21 protein-coding genes and 1 pseudogene are annotated in these 22,009 nt (G+C 73.8%); 12 read left to right on the top strand and 10 right to left on the bottom strand.

Annotated elements, in window-relative coordinates:
* Window positions 1–65 precede the first annotated feature (65 nt).
* Window positions 66–860: a metal-dependent hydrolase gene (locus tag V1L54_RS15145; protein WP_330118509.1), complete on the bottom strand. Its 795-nt coding sequence runs from the start codon at window positions 858–860 to the stop codon at window positions 66–68.
* A gap of 121 nt (window positions 861–981) precedes the next feature.
* Here V1L54_RS15145 and V1L54_RS15140 point away from each other — a divergent pair, with 121 nt between their 5' ends.
* Entirely contained in the window at window positions 982–3,510 is a 2,529-nt protein-coding gene (locus V1L54_RS15140; protein ID WP_330118508.1) for a DEAD/DEAH box helicase, read from the top strand.
* A 34-nt stretch (window positions 3,511–3,544) separates the two neighbouring features.
* Window positions 3,545–4,447, top strand: coding sequence for an acyl-CoA thioesterase (locus tag V1L54_RS15135; protein ID WP_330118507.1), 903 nt, complete (start codon window positions 3,545–3,547; stop codon window positions 4,445–4,447).
* Here V1L54_RS15135 and V1L54_RS15130 read toward each other — a convergent pair.
* Window positions 4,334–5,287, bottom strand: coding sequence for a DUF6397 family protein (locus V1L54_RS15130; RefSeq protein WP_330118506.1), 954 nt, complete (start codon window positions 5,285–5,287; stop codon window positions 4,334–4,336). The genes V1L54_RS15135 and V1L54_RS15130 overlap by 114 nt on opposite strands.
* Before the next feature lie 261 nt (window positions 5,288–5,548).
* Window positions 5,549–5,941, bottom strand: coding sequence for a roadblock/LC7 domain-containing protein (locus V1L54_RS15125; RefSeq protein ID WP_330118505.1), 393 nt, complete (start codon window positions 5,939–5,941; stop codon window positions 5,549–5,551).
* Window positions 5,942–6,210: 269 nt separating this feature from the next.
* On the opposite strand from V1L54_RS15125, the gene V1L54_RS15120 reads away from it, so the two are divergent.
* Window positions 6,211–7,002 (top strand): hypothetical protein, encoded by a 792-nt coding sequence (locus tag V1L54_RS15120; RefSeq protein ID WP_330118630.1) that lies wholly within the window; start codon window positions 6,211–6,213, stop codon window positions 7,000–7,002.
* Between the two features lie 81 nt (window positions 7,003–7,083).
* Here the strand turns inward: V1L54_RS15120 and V1L54_RS15115 are convergent, their stop codons facing one another.
* Window positions 7,084–7,269 (bottom strand): tail-anchor membrane protein, encoded by a 186-nt coding sequence (locus V1L54_RS15115; RefSeq protein WP_330118504.1) that lies wholly within the window; start codon window positions 7,267–7,269, stop codon window positions 7,084–7,086.
* A gap of 286 nt (window positions 7,270–7,555) precedes the next feature.
* On the opposite strand from V1L54_RS15115, the pseudogene V1L54_RS15110 reads away from it, so the two are divergent.
* A pseudogene (locus V1L54_RS15110) lies at window positions 7,556–8,130 on the top strand (SNF2-related protein); the annotation flags it as partial.
* 172 nt (window positions 8,131–8,302) lie between these two features.
* On the opposite strand, the gene V1L54_RS15100 reads toward V1L54_RS15110, so the two are convergent.
* The 3 genes from V1L54_RS15100 to V1L54_RS15090 form a co-directional block, all read right to left on the bottom strand.
* Complete coding sequence (locus V1L54_RS15100; protein WP_330118503.1) at window positions 8,303–9,109, bottom strand: SGNH/GDSL hydrolase family protein; 807 nt, start codon at window positions 9,107–9,109, stop codon at window positions 8,303–8,305.
* 250 nt (window positions 9,110–9,359) lie between these two features.
* On the bottom strand, window positions 9,360–10,430 hold the full coding sequence (locus V1L54_RS15095; RefSeq protein WP_330118502.1) for a DUF6745 domain-containing protein: 1,071 nt from the start codon (window positions 10,428–10,430) through the stop codon (window positions 9,360–9,362).
* A 48-nt stretch (window positions 10,431–10,478) separates the two neighbouring features.
* Complete coding sequence (locus V1L54_RS15090) at window positions 10,479–10,805, bottom strand: DUF8820 family protein (protein WP_330118501.1); 327 nt, start codon at window positions 10,803–10,805, stop codon at window positions 10,479–10,481.
* 165 nt (window positions 10,806–10,970) lie between these two features.
* Between V1L54_RS15090 and V1L54_RS15085 the strand changes: the two genes are divergently transcribed.
* From V1L54_RS15085 to V1L54_RS15065, 5 genes are read left to right on the top strand one after another with little or no spacing between them, the layout of a single operon-like run.
* Complete coding sequence (locus tag V1L54_RS15085; protein ID WP_330118500.1) at window positions 10,971–11,927, top strand: STM4015 family protein; 957 nt, start codon at window positions 10,971–10,973, stop codon at window positions 11,925–11,927.
* Window positions 11,908–13,101, top strand: coding sequence for an STM4014 family protein (locus V1L54_RS15080; protein WP_330118499.1), 1,194 nt, complete (start codon window positions 11,908–11,910; stop codon window positions 13,099–13,101). Before V1L54_RS15085 ends, V1L54_RS15080 begins: the two co-directional genes overlap by 20 nt.
* A gap of 46 nt (window positions 13,102–13,147) precedes the next feature.
* Complete coding sequence (locus V1L54_RS15075; RefSeq protein WP_330118629.1) at window positions 13,148–13,960, top strand: STM4013/SEN3800 family hydrolase; 813 nt, start codon at window positions 13,148–13,150, stop codon at window positions 13,958–13,960.
* Window positions 13,957–15,357, top strand: a complete 1,401-nt coding sequence (locus V1L54_RS15070; RefSeq protein ID WP_330118498.1) for an STM4012 family radical SAM protein — start codon at window positions 13,957–13,959, stop codon at window positions 15,355–15,357. The genes V1L54_RS15075 and V1L54_RS15070 overlap by 4 nt, the downstream gene beginning before the upstream one ends.
* Before the next feature lie 11 nt (window positions 15,358–15,368).
* On the top strand, window positions 15,369–16,313 hold the full coding sequence (locus V1L54_RS15065) for an STM4011 family radical SAM protein (RefSeq protein WP_330118628.1): 945 nt from the start codon (window positions 15,369–15,371) through the stop codon (window positions 16,311–16,313).
* A gap of 7 nt (window positions 16,314–16,320) precedes the next feature.
* Here the strand turns inward: V1L54_RS15065 and V1L54_RS15060 are convergent, their stop codons facing one another.
* The 3 genes from V1L54_RS15060 to V1L54_RS15050 are packed head-to-tail and all read right to left on the bottom strand — an operon-like array spanning window position 16,321 to window position 18,314.
* The gene (locus V1L54_RS15060) at window positions 16,321–17,148 is read right to left on the bottom strand and encodes an SAM-dependent methyltransferase (protein WP_330118497.1); all 828 of its coding nucleotides are present in this window, start codon (window positions 17,146–17,148) and stop codon (window positions 16,321–16,323) included.
* A gap of 38 nt (window positions 17,149–17,186) precedes the next feature.
* A complete protein-coding gene (locus V1L54_RS15055; RefSeq protein ID WP_330118496.1) occupies window positions 17,187–17,435 on the bottom strand; it encodes a DUF397 domain-containing protein in 249 nt (82 codons plus the stop codon).
* A 12-nt stretch (window positions 17,436–17,447) separates the two neighbouring features.
* Window positions 17,448–18,314, bottom strand: coding sequence for a Sco1979 family transcriptional regulator (locus V1L54_RS15050; RefSeq protein ID WP_330118495.1), 867 nt, complete (start codon window positions 18,312–18,314; stop codon window positions 17,448–17,450).
* Window positions 18,315–18,551: 237 nt separating this feature from the next.
* On the opposite strand from V1L54_RS15050, the gene V1L54_RS15045 reads away from it, so the two are divergent.
* The 3 genes from V1L54_RS15045 to V1L54_RS15035 all read left to right on the top strand — a co-directional run bounded on the left by V1L54_RS15045 (window position 18,552) and on the right by V1L54_RS15035 (window position 21,916).
* Window positions 18,552–18,944, top strand: coding sequence for an ATP-binding protein (locus tag V1L54_RS15045; protein ID WP_330118494.1), 393 nt, complete (start codon window positions 18,552–18,554; stop codon window positions 18,942–18,944).
* Between the two features lie 216 nt (window positions 18,945–19,160).
* Window positions 19,161–21,548, top strand: coding sequence for a glycoside hydrolase family 95 protein (locus V1L54_RS15040; RefSeq protein ID WP_330118493.1), 2,388 nt, complete (start codon window positions 19,161–19,163; stop codon window positions 21,546–21,548).
* A 110-nt stretch (window positions 21,549–21,658) separates the two neighbouring features.
* Window positions 21,659–21,916 (top strand): SGM_3592 family protein, encoded by a 258-nt coding sequence (locus V1L54_RS15035; RefSeq protein WP_330118492.1) that lies wholly within the window; start codon window positions 21,659–21,661, stop codon window positions 21,914–21,916.
* Window positions 21,917–22,009 lie beyond the last annotated feature (93 nt).

The raw sequence follows: 22,009 nt of genomic DNA, 5'->3' as shown, positions 1-22,009 counted from the left end.
GCCGGCCCTCCTCCTCCCGCCTCCCCGCCGGAGCGTGGCGACGGTACGGGGAGGGCCGGACGGGTTCAGCCGGCGAACCCCAGGGCCCACAGCCCGCTCAGCGCGCCGGTCAGCATGAAGCCCGGCATCAGGATCTTCAGCTCCACCCAGCTGCCCGCCCGGAAACGCACCGGCTTGGGCGGGCCCAGCGGATACCAGCGCCTGCTTCCCACGGGGATCGGCCACAGTATCGGGCAGCCGGAGACGGTGATGGCGTCGCCGACGTTGTGGACCAGGGAGCCGAGCACGATCGGCAGTCCGAGCCACAGGTACTCCTGTCCGGCTCCGGTGAACAGCCAGTCCGCCCCGTTGCCCGGCCTGTCCAGGATGCCGGCCAGTATCCAGGCGCTGGTCGCGCCCAGCAGCCAGACCAGGACATCGCTGGAGACGCGTGCCGCCCGCCACAGCAGCCCCTCGACGGCCAGCACCAGGTGGACGAAGAGAATGGCCAGGACAGCCCAGCGGCCGCCCAGCACCGCCAGCGCCGAGAAGCCCGCCCCCACCGCGACCGCCCACAGCCAGGTGTGGGTGAGGGTGCGGTGGCCGCCCGCCCGGCTGGGGTCCCCGGACTTGCGGGTGGCCTTGTAGACCGCGCACGACAGCCGCTCGATCACCACGCACAGCCACTTGGAGAACGGGCCGAAGGCCCGGGAGATCGTCGCCGACTTGTGGTCGAGGTCGGGGGCCAGCGCCGCGCCCGCGCAGATCAGCGCACCGGCCAGCAGGACCGGCCAGGGCATCGGCCGGTCCAGGCTGTACGTCACCGCCCCCACCACCAGCCACGCCGCCGCCCCCGACAGCGAATGCGCCGGTCCCATCATGTGCGCCCCCCACCCCTCGTGCTCGTTGCGCCGCCCTGCCGGCGACACAGCGTAGCGCCGGTGATCTTCGTACCGTCGGCCGGTTCCCCCCGGGGCGGTCACGGAAGGCAGTATGGAGTGCGTGACCCTTATCGATCAGATGCCGAGCACCGCAGACCCCGACGCTCTCTACGACGCCTTCTCCTCCTGGGCCGAGGGACGGGGCATCACGCTCTATCCCGCCCAGGAGGAGGCACTGATCGAAGTGGTCTCCGGGGCGAACGTCATCCTGTCCACCCCGACGGGCTCCGGCAAGAGCCTGGTCGCGGCCGGAGCGCACTTCGCCGCGCTCGCCCAGGACAAGGTCACCTTCTACACCGCCCCCATCAAGGCACTGGTGTCGGAGAAGTTCTTCGACCTGTGCAAGATCTTCGGCACCGAGAACGTCGGCATGCTCACCGGTGACGCCTCGGTCAACGCCGACGCGCCCGTGATCTGCTGCACCGCCGAGGTGCTCGCCTCCATCGCGCTGCGGGACGGCGCGGACGCCGACATCGGCCAGGTCGTGATGGACGAGTTCCACTTCTACGCCGAGCCGGACCGGGGCTGGGCCTGGCAGATCCCCCTGCTGGAACTGCCGCAGGCGCAGTTCGTCCTGATGTCGGCGACTCTCGGCGACGTCAGCCGCTTCGAGGAGGACCTGACCCGCCGCACCGGGCGTCCGACCGCCGTGGTGCGCTCCGCCACCCGCCCGGTGCCGCTGAGCTACGAGTACCGCACGACCGGTCTGACCGAGACGCTGACCGAGCTGCTCGAGACCCACCAGGCCCCGGTGTACATCGTGCACTTCACCCAGGCGCAGGCGGTGGAGCGGGCCCAGGCGCTCATGAGCATCAACATGTGCTCGCGTGCGGAGAAGGACGAGATCGCCAAGCTGATCGGCAACTTCCGCTTCACCACCCGGTTCGGGCGGAACCTCTCGCGCTACGTCCGGCACGGGATCGGGGTGCACCACGCCGGGATGCTGCCGAAGTACCGGCGGCTGGTCGAGAGACTGGCCCAGGCGGGACTGCTGAAGGTCATCTGCGGCACCGACACCCTCGGTGTGGGCGTCAACGTGCCCATCCGCACGGTGCTGTTCACCGCGCTGGCCAAGTACGACGGCAGCCGGGTGCGCGTGCTGCGGGCCCGGGAGTTCCACCAGATCGCCGGCCGTGCCGGGCGGGCGGGCTTCGACACGGCGGGCCTGGTGGTGGCCCAGGCGCCCGAGCACGTCATCGAGAACGAGAAGGCCCTCGCCAAGGCCGGCGACGACCCGAAGAAACGCCGCAAAGTGGTCCGGAAGAAGGCGCCGGAGGGCTTCGTCAACTGGAGCGAGAAGACCTTCGAGAAGCTGATCGCCTCCGAGCCGGAGCCGCTCACCTCCCGCTTCCGGGTGACCCACGCGATGCTGCTGTCCGTCATCGCGCGGCCCGGCGACCCCTTCCAGGCGATGCGCAAGCTGCTGGAGGACAACCACGAGGACCGGCGCAGCCAGCTGCGCCACATCCGGCGGGCGATCGCCATCTACCGCTCGCTGCTGGACGGCGGTGTCGTCGAACAGCTCGACGCCCCGGCCGCCGGAGGCGAAGGAGGGGCGGGACGCCGCATCCGGCTGACCGTCGACCTCCAGCAGGACTTCGCCCTCAACCAGCCGCTGTCCACCTTCGCACTGGCCGCCTTCGAACTGCTGGATCCCGAGTCGCCCTCGTACGCCCTGGACATGGTCTCCGTCGTGGAGTCCACGCTGGACGACCCCCGGCAGATCCTGGCCGCCCAGCAGAACAAGGCCAGAGGCGAGGCGGTGGCGCAGATGAAGGCGGACGGCGTCGAGTACGAGGAGCGCATGGAGCGGCTGGCCGACATCGGTCACCCCAAGCCGCTGGAGGAGCTGCTCTTCCACGCCTACGGCGTCTACCGCAAGAGCCACCCCTGGGTCGGCGACCACCCCCTGTCGCCGAAGTCCGTCGTCCGTGACATGTACGAGCGGGCGATGACCTTCGGGGAGTTCGTCTCGCACTACGAGCTGGCCCGCACCGAGGGCATCGTGCTGCGCTACCTGGCGAGTGCCTACAAGGCGCTGGAGCACACCGTGCCGGACGACCTGAAGTCCGAGGACTTCCAGGACATCGTCGCCTGGCTCGGCGAGATGGTCCGCCAGGTCGACTCCAGCCTGCTGGACGAGTGGGAGCAGCTGGCCAATCCCGAGGACGAGACGGCCGAGGAGGCCCAGGACCGCGCCGACCAGGTCAAGCCCGTCACCGCCAACCCCCGTGCCTTCCGCGTCCTGGTGCGCAACGCGATGTTCCGCAGGGTGGAGCTGGCCGCGCTGGACAAGGTCGAGGAGCTGGGCGAGCTGGACGCCGACGCCGGCTGGGACGCCGACGCCTGGGCGACCGCCCTGGACGCGTACTGGGAGGAGTACGACGAGCTGGGAACCGGCCCGGACGCCCGCGGGCCGAAGCTGCTGCGGATCGAGGAGCGCCCCGAGGACGGTCTGTGGAAAGTCCGTCAGACCTTCCACGACCCGGCCGGCGACCGGGACTGGGGCATCTCCGCCGAGGTCGACCTCACGGCCTCCGACGAGGAGGGCCGAGCGGTGATCAAGATCATCGACGTCGGGCGGCTGTGACGGCGAGGCCGGAACACACGAGGGAGTACGGACGATGACCGAATCCACCCGGCCGGTACCCCCGGCCGCCCCGGGCAGTCCGGCCGAACGTCTGGTGGATCTGCTCGACCTGGAACGGATCGAGGAGAACATCTTCCGCGGGCACAGCCCCGACGAACCGCTGCAGCGCGTCTTCGGCGGCCAGGTCGCCGGACAGGCCCTGGTCGCGGCGGGGCGCACCACCGACGGCGAGCGCCCGGTGCACTCGCTGCACGCGTACTTCCTGCGGCCGGGAGTGCCCGGGGTGCCGATCGTGTACCAGGTCGAGCGGGTACGCGACGGTCGCTCCTTCACCACCCGGCGGGTGGTGGCCGTACAACAGGGCCGGACGATCTTCAATCTGACCGCCTCCTTCCATCGGGACGAACCGGGTTTCGAGCACCAGCTGCCGATGCCCCGGGTGCCGGACCCCGAGTCGCTGCCGAGGCTGGCCGACGAGATCCGGGAGCACCTCGGGGCGCTGCCCGAGCCGCTGGAGCACATGGCGCACCGCCAGCCGTTCGACATCCGCTATGTGGACCGGCTGCGGTGGACATCCCGGGAACTGGCGGGTGTGGAGCCGCGCACCGCGGTGTGGATGCGGGCGGTGGGGCCGCTGGGCGACGATCCGCTCGTGCACACCTGCGCGATCACCTATGCCAGCGACATGACGCTGCTCGACGCGGTGCGCCTGCCGATCGAGCCGCTGTGGGGGCCGAGGGGCTTCGACATGGCCTCCCTGGACCACGCGATGTGGTTCCACCGCCCGTTCCGCGCCGACGAGTGGTTCCTCTACCAGCAGGAGTCACCCGTCGCGACCGGTGCCCGCGGGCTCGCCCGAGGCCAGCTCTACGACCGCCGGGGCCGGCTGATCGTCTCCGTGATGCAGGAGGGCCTGTTCCGGAAGACGGACGGCTGAGGCCGCCCCGTCCGGCGGCCGGGGCAGTGGGCACACCGACCGTGCCGTGTCCAGCGCCAGTTCCAGTACCAGCCGGTGCCAGACCGTCTCCTCCTCGTCACGGGTGACGAGCAGACCCCGGACGACCTCACGGGCGGCGGGCGAGTCCGGCCGGGTGGGCGCCAGATCGGGGCGCAGCCGCGCCAGCCGGAGCCGCTCGGCCGGATCCGGTACGGCCTCCGCCAGCACCTCCGGGGGGAGCACCGCGGCGTGGGCGGCCGCCGCCTCCCACGGGCCGTCCGCCGTCCGCAGCACCTGGGCGACACGGCGGCTGCGCCAGTGTCTCGGACGCCAGTCCGCGCCCTCGGCCAGCAGGAGCCGCAGCCCTTCCGGCAGGGCGCCGCCGAGCAGCTCCGGCTGCTGTTCGGCGACGTCCCGCAGCTCGGCGGCCCGGTAGAACCAGACCACCCGCCGGTAGCGGTTGAGCGAGAAGCGCACCGGGCCGAAGCAGCCCGCACGGGCCAGCCGGGTGAAGCGGGCCGGGCAGACCCCCAGCAGCCCGGCGCCCTCCCGGGCACCGACCAGCCGCAGCCGGGCCCGCAGGGTGGCCGGAAATCCCTCCTCGGCCCGCAGCCGGGCCAGCTCCGCCACCGGTACCCGGCGGCCGGGGCGCTCCCGCCCCGGCACCGCGGCGGGCACCGTCGCCACCTCCCCGAGCCGGACGGCCAGCTCCAGCTCACGCGGCCGCAACTCCAGCCCGCGACGCGCCTCCACCAGGGACACGGAGTCCCCCGGGGACACGGCGTCCACCGCCGCCCTCGCCGCCTCCGCCGTGTCCACTCCTGCCGGTCCCATCGACATGACCGATCCTCTCCGCAGTGCTCCGATCACCTTGCGCGACGACCGTAACCCGCGGGCGAGCAACCTCGCGGAGCCTGTGGAAAACCTGGAGAAACGCCAGGTCGTGCTCTGTCCGGACGGTGGCCCAGGACACCGGGCCGGGGGCAGCCGGCCGGCGGCCGGGCGGCACCCGGCGTGACCCGTGGCGCCCGGAGCCCCCCGGGGGGGGGAGCGTCCGGCGATCCACCGGGCAGGTCCGGAACGGCACCGGCGGGCGACCGTTCAGCCGCCGTTGCGCATGGCCACGCCCAGGTGCTCACCGACCCGGTTCACCAGCAGGGTCATCTCGTAGGCGACCAGGCCCATGTCGGCGTCCGCGTCGGCGAGCACGCACAGACAGCTGCCCTCCCCCGCCGCCGTCACGAAAAGCATCCCCTCCTCGAACTCGATCATCGTCTGGCACGCCCGGCCCAACCGGAAGCGCTCCCCCGTCCCCCGGGCCAGGCTGTGCAGACCCGAGGACACGGCGGCGAGATGTTCCGCCTCGCTTCTCTCCAGTCCCTGGCTGGCCCCCGTGACCAGCCCGTCGTTCGAGAGCACCATCGCGTGCCGCACCGCCGACACCCGTTGCGTCAGATCGTCCAGCAGCCAGTCCAGCTCACTGTTCAGCGCCATCCCCGGTTGCCCCCTGTCTCATGGTCAATGCCGTGCCAGCCTTACCCACGACAGTCGTCCGGGCAACCACCGATCCGGCCGCGGGAGACAGATCCGGAAAGCCGGCAGACGGCCCCCGGGACGGAAGCGGGGGGAACGGGGAGGACAGGGCCGCGTCCCGGTGTGTTCCCGGTCTCTCGACGGCGCGCCCGCCACCTGGTTAGGGTTCGCGGACAATTTGTCGAAAGGAGGGCGGCGTGGCGGAGAAGGAGAGTGGGGGCGGAGGCGGCATGGACGGCGGAGACGACGACGCGCTGTACGTGCTGACCGCCGTACTGCTCACACCCGCGCAGTTCCCGAGCGTTCTCGGCGACGACTACCCCGAGGCGTGCACCGCGCTCGGACTGGAGCCGTACGCCGAGGGCTACGGGCTCGTCCTCGGTCAGGACGGGCAGGGTGCGCGCTGGACGGTGGCCACCGAGGACGTCTCCCTCGTGGCGTGCGCGATCGCCGCCTGGGACTGCGGCATGGAGTACGACCTCTCTCCGGGCGAACGCACGGTCGCCGCCGTGCTCCCCGGGTGGCCGCTGGCCGTGGCGGTGGCCGCGCCGGGCATCCCCGCCCCCCACGACCCCGGGCCCGACCCGGAGCTGGACGACGGCCGCGCCCCGCTGTCCCCGCCGGACACCGCGAGCTGGGGACCGGCACAGCGGCGGCTGGGCGCGGACGAGATCGCCCTGCAGTGGGCCCACTGGCGCGCCCGGGTCGACGCGGACGTGACGTTCGTCGAGCCCGGTGAGCAGCCGGACGGCCGGGTGCGTCACGTCCTGAAGGAGGCCCGCGCCTATCTGGACTCGCCGCCGCCCCCCGGCCGCGTCCGCTCGACCTTCGCCACCGAGCAGGCACGGACGGTGCGCGCGGACGGGCCCGGCTGGAGCCTGGTGGCACGGACCGACGACATCGCGTTCGTCCTGCTGGACGAGGAACCGGGGGAGATCCTTCCGGTCGGCCGCGGTCCGGAGCTGCCCGGCCTGCTCAAGGCGCTGGACGAACTGGCCATCCGCCCGGACGCGGCCGCCTGAGATCCCCGGACGCAGACGGCCTCCGGCTCGCCGGAGGCCGCACGGCCCGGCGCGCCCCCGCCCGGGAGCACCCGGCACGGCTCAGCGGCCGAGCTCCTTGCGGGTGATCCGGCGCATCCGGCGCCGCTGCGAGGGGTCGAGCGTCAGATAGGCGATCGCCGGAACACCGACCACCACCGCCATCGCGATCAGGAAACTGCCGGTCAGCCACCACAGAAGCAGCCCAGCGGCCACACCGCCGACCGCGACCTTTCCTCGGTTGGTCATCTTCCACGCCTCCCTCGTACGGCGGGACGGCCGCCGTTCACTACGGGAACGCCTCCGCGGACCGCCGGGTTCCCTCCCGCCGCCTCCCGGCCCCGGTGTACAGCACGGCCGTCCTTCACCGGTCAAACCTGAGGAGAAGCCAGCCCGTGGCATCGTCCATGGCACCGGCCCCGTCTCCGTCCCACCGGCCTCCTTCCGGTCCGTTCCCCGACTGCGCCGCCGTCTTCCTGCCCGCCGACCCGCCGCGCGCCGGACGGGTCGCGTTCCGGCGGCCGGGGACGGCCGGCCGGCCGTCCCCGGCCGCCGCCACCACGGCACCGGCCGCGACCTGTCGGGCCCGGCCCCGGCCGACGGCGAGTTCGTGCTGACCACCCACGGCACGATGCGGCTGGACGCGGCCGGTCCGGCCGCCGTCGACTGGTCTCTGGTCGTCGCCGGCGAGGCTCAGCATGTGAAGAACCCGTTCTCCGCCACCGCCCGGCAGCTGCGCACCGTTCCCGCCCGGGCCCGGGCGGGAACGACCTCTCCGAGCTGTGGGCCGTCCTGGACTGGGCCGCCCCCGGGCTGCTGGGCCCGCCGGGCACCTTCCGCATGCTCCACGCCGACGCCGCGGAGCGGGCCGTGCCGGCGTCCGGCGCCGGTGCCCCGGCACCTGACGCGGCCGAGCGGCTGGCCCGGCTGGTACGCCCCTTCCTGCTGCGCCGCCGCAAGGGCGAACCGGGCATCGCCCCCGAGCTTCCGCCCGAGACCGAGACCGACCGCGCGGTCGTGCTGGCGGCGGAGCAGGCCGGTCTCCACGAGGCGGTGGTCCGCGAGGGAGTGGCCGGGATCTCCGGTGCGGACGGCGTCGCCCGGCGGGGACGGCGGCACCACGGCTGCGCGTCGTGCGCAACCGGTGGACGGCCGACGGTACCGACCTCCAGCTCCGTCTCGGACGCGACAGGCGCTGGTGGCCGTACCGGAAGGAGGGCGGCCGGTGGTGGCCCGCGGGGCCCGCGGGCCGCGATCCGGCCGCCGTCCTGGCCGGGCTGTGTCAGGCGAGCCGTTCCAGCACGGGGTAGTAGCCCCCGGACTGGCCCGCGGCCTTGGGGTGGTACGAGTTGGTGATGTTGAGCCAGTCGACGCTGTGCAGCCAGGAGTCACCGGAGCAGATCTCGTGCCCGGTGAACGGCCCGCGCACATCGCCGAAGGTGAAGCCGTGGTCCGCGGCGCGCTTGGCGATGACCTCGCTGAGGTGGTCGGCGGCGGCGTTGATGGCCGCCCGCGACCTCTCGCTCAGGCCCACCAGGCAGCTGCCGCCGAGCTTGTAGAAACGCGGGTAGTTGAGTACGGCGACCTCGGCGTTGGGCGCCTTGGCGCGGATGGCGTCGTAGACCGCGTCGAGACGTCCGGGCAGGGTGCCCGCGATGTACTCGCGGGCCTGGGCGACCCGTGACAGGCAGGTGCTCTCGCCGCCCAGCACGCAGGCGGTCATGGTGTCGGCGAACCCGGCGTCGTTGCCGCCGACGGTGATGCTGACCAGGGTGGTGCCCGAGTTCAGCGGGCCGAGCTGGTTGTTGACGACATCGGTGGTCTTCGCGCCGGAGCAGGCGGTGAAGTGGAAGGAGGCGGGCGAGTTGGCGTTCTTCCACAGCACCGGATAGGCGTTGGCGCTGCGCTTGCAGGAGCCGCTGGCGCTGTCGTAGCTCCCGGCGCCGACTCCCGAGGAGTACGAGTCGCCGAGCGCGACGTAGGAGGTGGCGGCTGCCTCCTGGGCGGCGGCGACGCCCGCGCCGCCGAGGCCGAGTCCGGCGACGGCGGCGAGGGCGGCCGCCACCGTGGCAAGGCGGTACGACTTCATGGAACCTCCGGGGGTGGGGAGGACGGGTGAAGGGGATCGGTGCCTACTACGTAGTAGCAGTGCGGAGCACTTTGAGGAAGTGTGCATGCCAAAAACACCGCGACCTCCGGACTCCGTCCCGGCCCACATTCTCCGGTTAGAACCGCTTTCCTGACGGAAGGTCACCCGGCCGGCCGGCCGGGTACGACGGCACCACCCGGACGGCCGTCACTCCGGCCGCCACCCCCGCACGGTCCCGGCCGACGGGCCGTCAGGTCTGCACCACCGGCTCGTAACCGTCGGCCTCCAGACCGAACGTCCAGGCGACGCCCTCCCGGGCCGTCCGGACGGACGGCGGCACCCGCAGCCAGTACGTGCGGCGGCTGCCGTCCGGCTCCGGCGTGGAGTTGACGACCTCGACGGTCAGCACGGGTTCGTCGTCCGCCAGGTCGATGCGCCACAGCACACCGGTGGAGTCCCGGTGGACCGGCCGCGCGCCGGACTCGGCGAGATAGCGGTCGTAGCCGTAGTGCTCCAGCATCACCCGGCGCAGCTCGGCGTTCTCCTCGGCGCGTATCCGCTCCGGGGTGATGGCGTCCAGGGAGGCCAGGAAGTCAGCCGGGACCGGCATGCCCTTCCACGCGTGCAGGGCGAACCCGTCGGGGAAGACCAGCGCCGGACCGTCACCCCGGTCCAGCCGCCCGACCTCGTCGCGGTGGAGTTCCAGAGGGCGTTCGGCGACGACCGCCACCCGCTCGTAGGGCCACCACCAGCCGGCCGTGCGGGCGACCGCCGCGAGTCCGCCGAGCGGTCCGGCCTCCGCTCCGTCACCGGCGCCGAGGGCGGCCAGCCAGGGCGCGTCGTGCTGGCCGAGCACCGCGTCCAGCATGATCAGCCGCACCTCCGACTCCTCCTCCGGCGAACCGGCCAGCTCCTCGGCGATCCCGGTGCGTACGCGTTCGACGAGGGAGCGGGTGGTGTCCCACAGCACCGCGCCGGTGCGCGCCCAGTGCTCCGTCCAGCCCGCCGGTCCCAGCCGCGCGTGCAGCCGCTCACGCTCGGCCGCCCACGGTGTGGTGCGCACCTCCCGCCGTACGCTGCGGCCCGCCCCCGTCAGCTCCCGTACGGCGGCCACGGCCGCCCGCGGCGAGCCGGCCCACACGATCCGCTCCGGCCCGTCGAGCCCGGCCGCGCGGTACGCCAGCCGTACCCCCGCCTCCGCGGCGGCCCGGTCGGCCGGGCCGGTCCGCGCCGCCACCCGGCGCCACTCCTCGACCACCGCCCCCGTCGCTCCCGCCACCAGATCCGTCCGCACGGTCTCCACCGCCACCGCCACCGCCATCTCCCTGCTTCCTCTGCTCTGCCTGCTTGTCCGTCGGTCAGCCATCAGTCAGTCGGCGACGATCCGCACGGCACCCGGGACGTACTCCCGCTGCCGCACCACCCGGTACCACCCTCTGGGCAGCGGTATCGCGGCGTGTTCCTCGTGCACCACCCGCCCGCCGTCCGGGAGGTGGAGCAGCAGTCCCCCGGCCGGCCCCGGCTCCCGCACGAGCTTCCCCGGCCCCACCACTGCGTGCGAGTGCCCGGTGACCTCGCCCAGGGCGAGCACCATCCGGCCCCTCCCGTCCCGGGGCAGACCGGGCTGCCCGGCCGTCCGCTCCGGCACCGTCTCCTCGGGCACCGGCACGATCAGCACGTCTCCCTGCCGATACACGGCACTCCCCTCCACATCCGCGCCGGTCCGTCCGGCTGCGATGTCCCAAGACGCTAGGGCGGGGGTCTGACAGTGGACCGGGGGACCGCCGGGCGGCCCGGCGGAAGCCGTGTCAGTGGGGGTTGATAGAACGTTCGCACCATCCCCCGAGATCAGGAGAGCTCCATGGTCGAGCACTTGCGGGAACTGCACGGGCTGCCCGTCCACAGATTCACCCAGAACACTCCGGCCGGTGAGCTGCCCGCGGCCGGCTCCGTGGCCTGGCGCCTGTCCTACAACCCCTTCCGCGACGAAAGCCCGGAGGGCGGCTTCGAGGGCCTCTGGCAGAGTTTCCTGGAGACCGTGGACACCACGGCGGTCCGCGGACTGGTCATCGGCCAGTGGAGCGAGTCGCCGTACGAGGACGACTCAGGTTTCATCGTCGAGTGGCTCACCTCGAACACCGATCGCTTCCCCGCCCTGGAGGCCGTCTTCCTCGGCGACCTTGTGATGGAGGAGGCGGAGATCTCCTGGATCGAGCAGTCCGACGTCACCCCGGTGCTGGAGGCCTACCCGCGACTGCGCGAGTTCGGGGTGCGCGGCGGTTCCGGCCTGGTGTTCCGCCCCGTGCGCCACGAGCAGCTGCGCACCCTGAGGTTCGAGTCCGGCGGCCTGCCCGGTGGCGTGGTGCGCGGGGTCGCCGCCAGCGAACTGCCCGCCCTGGAGCACCTGGAGATGTGGCTGGGCGTCACCGACTACGGCGGCGACGCCACGGTGGCGGACCTGGCGCCGATCCTGGCCGGCGACCGCCTGCCCGCACTGCGCGGCCTGGGCCTGACGGACAGCGAGATCCAGGACGAGATCGCCGCCGCGGTCGCGGGCGCCCCGGTGGTGGCGCGGCTGCACACCCTGGACCTGTCCATGGGCACCCTCACCGACACCGGCGCCGAAGCACTGCTCAGCGGCCAGCCCCTGACCCACCTGACGAAGCTCGACCTGTGCCACCACTTCCTCAGCGACGCCATGATGGAACGGATCCGCGACGAACTGGAGGGCGCCGGGGTGGACGTGGACCTCTCCGAGCAGGAGAAGCCCGAGGAGTTCAACGGCGAGGTCTGGCGCTATGTCGCGGTCTCCGAGTAACCCCCGCCCCCGGAACGGCCCGGTGCCCCCGGCACCGCGGTTCGCCCTCGTCGGCAACCCCGGCAACCGCCGCACGGCCCTGTTCACGGCAGCCGTCGCCGCCGCCGGGCTGCCCGCGCCCCGGGTGCTGCCCTGGACGGAGGTCCTCACCCGCGGTGCGTCGTTCGCCCCGGACGAGACGGTGCGGATCGACTCCCCCGGCGAGGACCCGGCGGTCGAGCGCCTGCTGCGCGGCGTGACCGATCCGACCCGGGTGGAGGGCACGGCCCGCTGGTACGCACGGTTCACCGCGGCCGTACGGCAGGTGGCCGACGCCGCCCGGTCCGCCGGTGCCACCCTGCTGGACGACCCGGAGGAGCTGGCGGTCCTCTTCGACAAGCGGCTGTGCCACGGGGTGCTGCGCGAGGCGGGTGTGCCGGTGCCGCCCTCCCCGACCTCCGGTCCCGGCGCCGCGCCGGTGACGGGTTGGGCGGACGTACGCGCGGTGCTGCACGAGCCGGGCATGCGCCGGATCTTCGTCAAGCCCGCCCACGCCTCCTCCGCCTCCGGGGTGCTGGCCGTGGAGTGGGACGGACGCGGCCGGTGGCGTGCGGCGACCTCCGTCGAGCGGACCGCGGACGGGCGGCTGTTCAACTCCCTGCGGGTACGGCGCTACACCGACGAGCGGGAGATCGCGGCCGTGGTGGACGCCCTGGCACCGGACGGTCTGCACGTCGAGCGCTGGCTGCCCAAGGCCTCCCAGGACGGGCGGACGGCCGACCTGCGGGTGGTCGTGGTGGCCGGGGAGGCCGCCCACGCCCTGGTACGCACCAGCCGCTCGCCCATGACGAACCTCCATCTCGGCGGCGCTCGCGGCGATCTGGAGCGGGTCCGCGCCGCGGTGAAGGCGGCCGGGGCGTCCTGGACGGAGGCGCTGGAGATCTGCGAGCGGGCCGCGGCCCGCTTCCCCGGCACCCTGTGCGTCGGGGTGGACCTGCTCCCGGCGGTCGGCTGGCGGCGGTTCGCCGTCGGCGAGGTGAACGCCTTCGGCGATCTGCTGCCCCGGCTGACGGGCCTGCCCGGCAGCCGCGCCGAGGGACGGGACACCTACGCTGCCCAGGTGGCGGCCGTCGTGCGCGGGGCGGTGCCGGGCTGGGCGGTACGGCGGGAGGAGGTCCGGCATGCCGCGGCCTGACACCACCGGGACGGGCGCCCGGGAGGCGGACACGCCCCGGCCCGACATGAACCGGATCGTGGGCAGCCATGACCTGCTGCTGGTCACCCTGGACACCCTGCGGTACGACGTGGCCCGGGAGCTGGCCGACGAGGGCGCCCTGCCCAACCTGGCGCGGCATCTGCCGGGCGGGCGCTGGGAGCAGCGCCACTCCCCCGGCAGCTTCACCTACGCCGCCCACCAGGCGTTCTTCGCCGGGTTCCTGCCCACCCCCGCCTCCCCGGGACCGCATCCGCGGCTGTTCGCGGCGCGCTTCGAGGGCAGCGAGAGCACCGCGGAGGGCACCTGGGTCTTCGACGCGCCGGATCTGGTGACCGGACTGGCCGACGCCGGGTACCACACCGTGTGCGTGGGCGGCGTGGGGTTCTTCAACAAGCGCGGCGCGCTCGGCTCGGTACTGCCCGGTCTGTTCGCCGAGAGCCACTGGGAGCCGGAGTTCGGGGTGGCCTCCCCCGTCTCCTTCGAGGCGCAGGTCGACCGGGCCGAGGAGGTGGTGGCCGCGCTGCCCGCCGGGCGACGCCTGTTCCTGTTCGTCAACGTCTCGGCGCTGCACCAGCCCAACTGGTTCCATCTGCCCGGCGCCACGGCCGGGTCCGGTGACTCGCGCGCCACCCACGCCGCGGCGCTGCGCTACGTCGACCGGCACATCGGGCGGCTGTTCGCCGCCGCGAGCAGCCGCCGGCCGTGCTTCGCCGTCGTCTGTTCCGACCACGGCACGGCCTACGGCGAGGACGGCCACACCGGCCACCGGATCGGCCACGAGACCGTCTGGACGGTGCCGTACGCCCACTTCGTCCTCGACCACTGCGAGAAACCATGAGCACAGCACCGGCGGCCGTGTCCGCCTCCGCCGCCCCGGGCCCGTACCGGAGCCCCTACCAGAGCTATGTGTACGCCTACCCGCACAAGACGGCCTACCGGCCGCTGCCGGACCGGCCCGCGCTGTGCGAACTGTGGGCGGCCGAGCGGACCGACGCGCTCTCGCTCTACCTGCACATCCCCTTCTGCGAGGTGCGCTGCGGCTTCTGCAACCTGTTCACCCGCATCGGCGCGCCCGACGGGCTGACCGGCGCCTATCTGGACGCGCTGGAGCGCCAGTCGGGGCCGGTGCGCGAGGCGCTGGGCGAGGACGCCCGGTTCGCCGCCGCGGCCTTCGGCGGCGGCACCCCCACCTTCCTGACCGCCGCCGAGCTGGAGCGGCTGTGCGACATCGCCGAGGAGCGCATGGGTGCGGACCTGCGCGCGGTGCCGCTGTCGGTGGAGGCCTCCCCCGCGACCGCCACCGCCGACCGGCTGGCCGTCCTCGCCTCCCGCGGCACCACCCGGCTGAGCCTGGGCGTGCAGAGCTTCGTCGACGCCGAGGCACGCGCCGCGGTGCGCCCCCAGCGGCGCTCGGACGTCGAGGCCGCCCTCGCCCGTATCCGCGAGGCGGGCTTCCCGGTGCTCAACATCGACCTGATCTACGGCATCGCGGGGCAGACCGCCGCCACCTGGCGGCAGTCCCTCGACGCCGCCCTGGCCTGGGAGCCGGAGGAGCTGTACCTCTACCCGCTGTACGTCCGGCCGCTGACGGGCCTGGGCCGCGGCGGCACCCCGCCGGGGTCCGCCCCGGCCTCCGATCCGGACTGGGACGCGCAGCGGCTGACCCTCTACCGCCTGGGCCGCGACCACCTGCTCGCCCACGGCTACGAGCAGGTGTCGATGCGGATGTTCCGCCGTGCCGGGGCCCCCGCCGCGGCCTGCGACCACACCTGCCAGACCGACGGCATGGTGGGTCTGGGCTGCGGTGCCCGCTCCTACACCGCGCGCCTGCACTACTCCTTCGACTACGCCGTGGACATGCGCCGGATACGCGGGATCGTCGACGACTACGTCTCCCGGCCCGCGCGGGACTTCGCCCGCGCCGAGTACGGCCGGTGGATGGACGCCGACGGCCCCGACGGCACCGACGAGGCCCGGCGCAGGCACCTGCTGCAGTCGCTGCTCCAGGCCGAGGGGCTGGAGACGGCCGCCTACACGGCCCGGTTCGGCGCTCCGCCCGGCGAGCACTTCCCCGCCGAGCTGGCCGCGTTCGCCGGGCGGGGCTGGCTGGACACCGGCGCCGCGCCGGAGCGGCTGCGGCTGTCCGCGGAGGGCCTGGCCCACTCCGACGCGGTCGGCCCCGCGCTGTTCTCCCCGGCGGTGCGCGCCGCCATGGCCGAGTACGACCTCAGGTGACGGGGGCGGGAGTGGAGCTGACCCTGCTGTACCGCGGGCCGCTGGCCTCGTGCGACTACGACTGCCCGTACTGCCCGTTCGCCAAGCGGCGCGACCCCCCGGAGCGGCTGCGCGCCGACCGGGCGGCACTGGAGCGCTTCACCGGCTGGGTCGCCGAGCGGCGCGACGACCGGCTGTCGGTGCTGTTCACACCGTGGGGCGAGGGGCTGGTGCGGTCCTGGTACCGGCGCGCGCTGGTCGAGCTGAGCCGGCTGCCGCAGGTGCGCCGGGTGGCCATCCAGACGAATCTGAGCTGCCGCACCGACTGGCTGGCCGGTGCCGATCTGTCCGCCCTGGCGCTGTGGTGCACCCACCACCCCGACCAGACCCCCTACGACCGCTTCCTGGGCAGGTGCCGGGAGCTGGCGGAGCGGGGCGTGCGGTACAGCGTCGGGATCGTCGGCCTGCCCGAGCACCTCGACCGCGCCCGCCGGCTCCGCGCGGACCTGCCCGAGCACGTGTACCTGTGGGTGAACGCCGCCGAGGGACGTTCCTACACGGACGAGGAGGCCGACCGCTGGACGGCGGTCGATCCCCTCTTCCCGTACAGCCGGTATCCGCACCGCAGCGCCGGGCTGCCCTGCCGCACCGGCGAGTCGGTGGTCTCCGTGGACGGCGAGGGCACGGTACGGCGCTGCCACTTCGTCCCCGAGCCGCTGGGCAACCTCTACGACGGTTCGTGGCGGGCGGCGCTGCGGCCCAGGCCCTGTCCGCTGGCGGTCTGCGACTGCCACATCGGCTATGTGCACCTGGAGTCGCTGCCGCTGTACGACGTCTTCGCGGGCGGTGTGCTGGAGCGGATACCGGCGGCGCCCGTCCCCGGTCCGGCGCCCGTCCGGGTCCCGGTGCCGGTGCACGTACCGTCGCCGGGCCAGGGCCCGTCGCCGTCCGGGGCCCGGCGCCGGTCCGGGACCTGACGCCGGCTCAGGGCTTGACGCCGACCCCGCCGTAGAGCGCGACCCGGCCCGGCTCGGCGTCCCGCGGCGGGTCGTCCGGCCGCCACCGCGACAGCTGCACCAGCCCGGGGTCGACCAGCTCGAAGCCGTCGAAGAACGGCAGTATCCCCGCACGGTCGCGCAGGCTCAGCTGAGCGGTGGCGTTCTTGTAGACGTCGGCGCGCTCGTCCACCTCCCACTCCTCGTGGAAGTCGAGGGTGGCATGGGTGAGGACGAGGCAGCTGCCGGACGGCAGGGCACCGCTCAGGGCCGACACCACGCCCGCCGGGTCCTCCGCGTCGCCGACGAAGTGCAGGACCGCGATCAGCAGCAGGGCCACCGGCTGGTCGAAGTCGATCAGTTCGCGGACCGCCGGCGCCTCGAGGATCTCCTCGGGCCTGCGGATGTCGGCCAGGACGAACTCGGCGTTGCCCGAGTTGAGGAGCTTGGCGTCCGCGTGGGCGGCCACGATGGGGTCGTTGTCCACGTACACCACCCGGACGTCCGGGGACACGGACCGGGCCAGCTCGTGGGTGTTGGGCGAGGTGGGGATGCCGGTGCCGACGTCGATGATCTGGCGGATGCCGTGCTCCCGCACCACCGTCCGCACCGCCCGGCCGAGGAAGTCGCGGTTGGCCCGGGCGCTCACCCGTACGTCCGGGGTCATCGACATCAGCCGCTCGGCGGCCTCGCGGTCGACCTCGTAGTTGTCGCTTCCCCCCAGGTAGTAGTCGTACATGCGGGCGGGGTGCGGTCTGCTGGTGTCGATCTGCTCGGGCGTGAAGCCCCGGTGGAACTGATGGGACTGGTTGGTCATACCGTCCTCCGTCACGGTTTTCCGGCCCTCTGCGCGGACTACGCCGTCTCCCGGCTGAGCAGGAAGTCGGCCTTCCCCGCCTTGGCGCCCTGGATGAACTTCACGATCGCCTGATGGGCGTAGATGAGGGCGGGCCCGTCGGGGTCGGTGGACTGGCGCAGCGCGATCCTGCCGTCCGCCAGTCTCATGACCTCCACGCAGCTTCCCCCGTTGCCGCCGCTCCACGGCTTGTGCCAGCCCTCGCTCCCCAGGAGCCCGGCAGGCATGCCGTTGTAGATACGTTTCATCAGCTCTTTCTCTCACAGCTCCTTGCGGAGGCCGTCGAGAACGGCCTCGGTCCGCCGTACCGGCGCGGCCTGCGCGCACATCCGGTCCAGTGCCTCCTGGAAGGCCGACACGTCGTCGCGCTGGTCGAAGTACACGGCACCCACCAGGCTCTCGCTGTAGGCGACGTCGGGCAGTTCCGGAAGGGGGAAGCGGAAGATGTGGAAGGGCCCGTACATGGCGGAGTGCGGGCCGGCGGAGAAGGGCATGACCTGCAGCCGCACGTTCGGCATCGAGCACGCCTCGATCAGCCGGGAGATCTGCGCCTGCATGATCTCCCGGTCGCCGATGGACCTGCGCAGCACGGTCTCGTCCATCACCACCCACAGCAGCGGCGGCTCCGCGCGGGTCAGCAGCCGCTGGCGCTCCAGCCGCAGGCCGACACCGCGCTCCACCTCCTCCTCGGCGGCGTGCGGCATGCCCGCCCGCAGCACCGCCCGCGCGTAGTCCTCGGTCTGGAGCAGGCCGGGCGCGTAGTGCGGCTCGTAGGCGCGGATGACCTGGGACTCGCTCTCCAGGGCGACGAAGGCGCTGAACCACTCGGGCAGCACGTCACGGTAGCGGTGCCACCAGCCGGGCCGGTTCGCCTCCCGGGTGAGGGCGAGGAAGCTGTCGATCTCCGGCTGCTCGGTGACCCCGTAGGTGCGCAGCAGCTTCTCGACGTAGGGGACCTTCAGGCCGACCTCGGCCCGTTCCATCCGGCGGATGGTGGCGTGGGTGACATCGAGCGCCGCGCCGGCCTTCTCGTAGGTGAAGCCCGCCCTGACGCGGAGTTCCCGCAGCCGCTTGCCGAGGACCACCCGCAGCACCGTCGGGGCGCCTCCCGCCCGGGAGTCCACCACTGCCGTCCCCTTCCCGACGTCCCGATGCTCCGAACCACCGCTGTGCCGCCGCAGTCTGTCATGCCGTCGGCTCGCTCCGACAGGGTGGGATGCGCGTTTCTGCAAACAACAGATTGATCCTTGCCAGATGTTGCCGACGCACCCCACACTATGGGCGTGGCTTCCTTTCCCGATGTTCGCCCGTTAGAGGACCGCCGCGGCCCCGTCACCGGGAACATCGACGGGAGCCTGCGGGACGTGTTCCACCTTCCCGCCATCGGCGCCTCCGTGGCCGAGGCCCGCAGAAGGGTGCGCGCCCGGCTCACCGAGTGGGGCATCGGGGCCATGGTCCGCGACAACGCGCAACTGGTCGTCTCCGAGCTCTTCACCAACGCCGTCCGGCACACCGACAGCGACAAGGTCGACTGCGAACTGCGGTTCACGGGCCGCCTGCTGCGGCTGGAGGTCACCGACCGGGGCAGCGGGCCCGCCCGGCCCCGGTTCGCGGCCGGCGCCGTCGATGCCGAGGGGGAGGGCGGTCGCGGGCTGCTGCTGGTCGGCGCACTGGCCGAGGAGTGGGGCGTACGGCCGGGCGGCGGCAGGGGGCACGTGGTCTGGGCGGAGCTGCGCTGCGCACGGCCCGCCGTGTAGACGCGGGACGGACCGGCCCCGGGCGGGGGAGGCCGGGGGTCCCGCCGCGCGCCCACGGGGGGTGGGCGCGCGCCGGGGGCGGTACTTCCGGCGCCACAGTGCGGAAGTACCACCCCCGCCCTCCGGACCGCCTCGCGGAACCGTGCCGCGGACGCCCGGCAAACGCCCTCCCCGCCCACGGCCCCACCCGTACCGTCCCGGATCCCGGAGCCGCCTGTGAGCACGGACGACCGCCACCACGACCCCGGCCTGCGGCTGTGGTACCCCCGTCCCGCCGCCGAGTGGCTCCAGGCGCTGCCGGTGGGCAACGGCCGGCTGGGGGCCATGGTGTTCGGCGGCACCGGCACGGAACGCCTCCAGCTCAATGAGGACACCCTCTGGGCGGGCGGGCCGCACGACTACGGCAATCCCCGCGCCCTCGCCGCGCTGCCCGAGGTGCGCCGGCTGGTCCTCGCCGGCCGCCGGGACGAGGCCCAGGCGCTGGCCGACCGCGATCTGATGGGCGTCCCCGTGCGGCAGATGCCGTACCAGACGGTCGGCGAGCTGCTGCTGTCCTTCCCCGGTGGCGCCCCGGGCACCGGCTCCGGCACCGGCCCGGGTGACGGCCGCGGCGGAACGGCGGAGGTCTCCGGTTACCGCCGCGAGCTCGACCTCGCCACCGCCGTCGCCTCGGTGGAGTACGTGCGCGGCGGGGTGCGCCACCGCCGCGAGGTGTTCGCCAGCGCCCCCGACCAGGTCCTCGTCGTCCGGCTGACCGTGGACACCCCCGGCGCGCTGTCCCTCACCGCCGCCCTGCGCAGTCCGCTGCGCGTCACCGTCTCCTCCCCCGGCCCCTCGTGCGCCGCGCTGGACGGCACCGGCGACGACGCCGAGGGCATACCGGGTGTGCTGCGTTTCCGCTGCCTGGTCCGGGCGGTGGCCGAGGGCCCCGGCGCCGTCGTCCGCTCCGGGGACGGCGTCCTGCGCGTGACGGACGCCACCGCCGTCACCCTGCTGGTCTCGGCCGCCACCGACCACCGCGACTGGCGCGGCCCGGCCGGGGAGCCCGCCGCCGCCGTCCGCGCGGCCCGGCCGCTGACCGCCGCGGCGGCCCGCCCCTACGGCGAGCTGCGCGCCCGCCATGTCGCCGACCACGCCGCGCTGTTCGACCGCGTCCGGCTGGAGATCCCTCCGGTGCCCGGGTCGTCGGCCGCCGCGCTGCCCACCGACGAGCGGGTGGCGCGCTTCGCCGACGGCGGCGACCCGCAACTGGTCGCCCTGTACTTCGCCTACGGCCGGTACCTGCTGATCGCCTGCTCCCGGCCGGGCACCCAGCCCGCCAACCTCCAGGGGCTGTGGAACGACCTGCCCGACCCGCCGTGGGGCGGCAAGTACACCATCAACATCAACACGCAGATGAACTACTGGCCCGCCGCCCCGGCCAATCTCCTGGAATGCTGGGAACCGCTGTTCGACCTGCTGGACGACCTCGCGGTCTCCGGCGCCCGCACCGCCCGCGCCTGCTACGGGGCAGACGGCTGGGTCGCCCACCACAACACCGACCTCTGGCGCGGCACCGCGCCCGTGGACGGCGCCTTCTGGGGACTGTGGCCCACCGGCGGTGCCTGGCTGGCGCTGTCGGTGTGGGAGCACCACCGCTTCACCGGTGACACCGGCGCGCTGCGGCGGCGCTTCCCGGTCCTGGCCGGCGCGGCCCGCTTCTTCCTCGACACCCTGGTGACCGACCCGGCGACCGGGGAACTGGTCACCTGTCCCTCGCTGTCCCCGGAGAACGCCCACCACCCGGGCCCCGGCGGCTCGCTGTGCGCGGGGCCCACCATGGACAACGAGATCCTGCGCGACCTGTTCGACGCCACCGCCGCGGCCGCCGAACTGCTGGACACGGAGCCGGAGCTGGCCGAGCGGGCGCGGGCGGCGCGCGAGCGGCTGGCCCCGATGCGGATCGGGGCACTGGGCCAGCTCCAGGAGTGGCGCGAGGACTGGGACGCGCGGGCGCCCGAACGCGACCACCGGCACGTCTCGCACCTGTACGGGCTGCACCCAGGGGCCGGGATCACCCGGCACGGCACCCCAGCGCTGTTCGAGGCGGCGCGCACCACGCTGGAGCTGCGGGGCGACGCCGGCACCGGCTGGTCGCTCGCCTGGAAGATCAATTTCTGGGCGCGGCTGGCGGACGGCGCCCGCTCCTACAAACTGCTGGCCGGCCTGCTCACCCCGGAGCGCACCGCGCCGAACCTCTTCGACCTGCACCCGCCCTTCCAGATCGACGGCAACTTCGGCGCCACCGCCGGGATCACGGAGTGGCTGGTGCAGAGCCACGCCGGTGAGATCCAGCTGCTGCCCGCCCTGCCGCCCGCGCTGCCCGACGGCGCGGTGCGGGGGCTGCTGGCGCGCGACGGGTTCGAGGTGGACGTCGCCTGGCGCGGCGGCGCGCTGACCGGTGCGGAGCTGGTCTCCCGGCTGGGACGCCGGGCGCGGGTGCGGACGGCCGGGGAGGTCGGCGTCCGCCACGACGGGCGTGCGGTGCCGGTCGGGCGGCCGCTGCCGGGGGTGGTCGAGTTCGACACCCTGGCGGGCGGCCGCTACCGGGTGACACCGGTGTGAGCGCCCCGCCCTCCCGGCCCGCGCGGCCGGGGCCGTGCCCCCGGTACTCCCCGGGGATCCCCCGGAACTCACCGCCCGCACCGCTCGTTTGCCGGACCAGGAGGTACCCCATGGGCACTGGACCGGCACGCCAGGGGGACGGCGAGGAAGCCCGGGATCCCTGGGACGATCTCGTCCTCGACGAGGAGTTCGTACGCGACGCCCGGATGAACGAACCCGCGGCGCGCACCCGCATGCTGCGGGCCCGCTGGCGGGACGACCCGCCCGAGCCGCAGCCGTGGCGGGCGGACGGGCCCCCGGCCGGCGGACTCGGGCCCGGGGCCGGGAAGCGCCGCAAGGGGCGGTGGTGGCGCCGACGCAAGGGCTGAGCCCGCCGGACACCCCCCGGGTACGGCCGTGCCCGCCGTCCCCCGTGCGCCGCGCGGGGGCACGGGCGTGGTGCCCGTACCCCCGCACGCACC

Source organism: Streptomyces rubellus, assembly GCF_036323805.1.
In the GTDB taxonomy this organism is placed as follows: Bacteria; Actinomycetota; Actinomycetes; order Streptomycetales; family Streptomycetaceae; genus Streptomyces.
The sequence above is the reverse complement of the archived record's forward strand: the minus strand, read 5'-3'. Positions and strand labels throughout refer to the sequence as shown.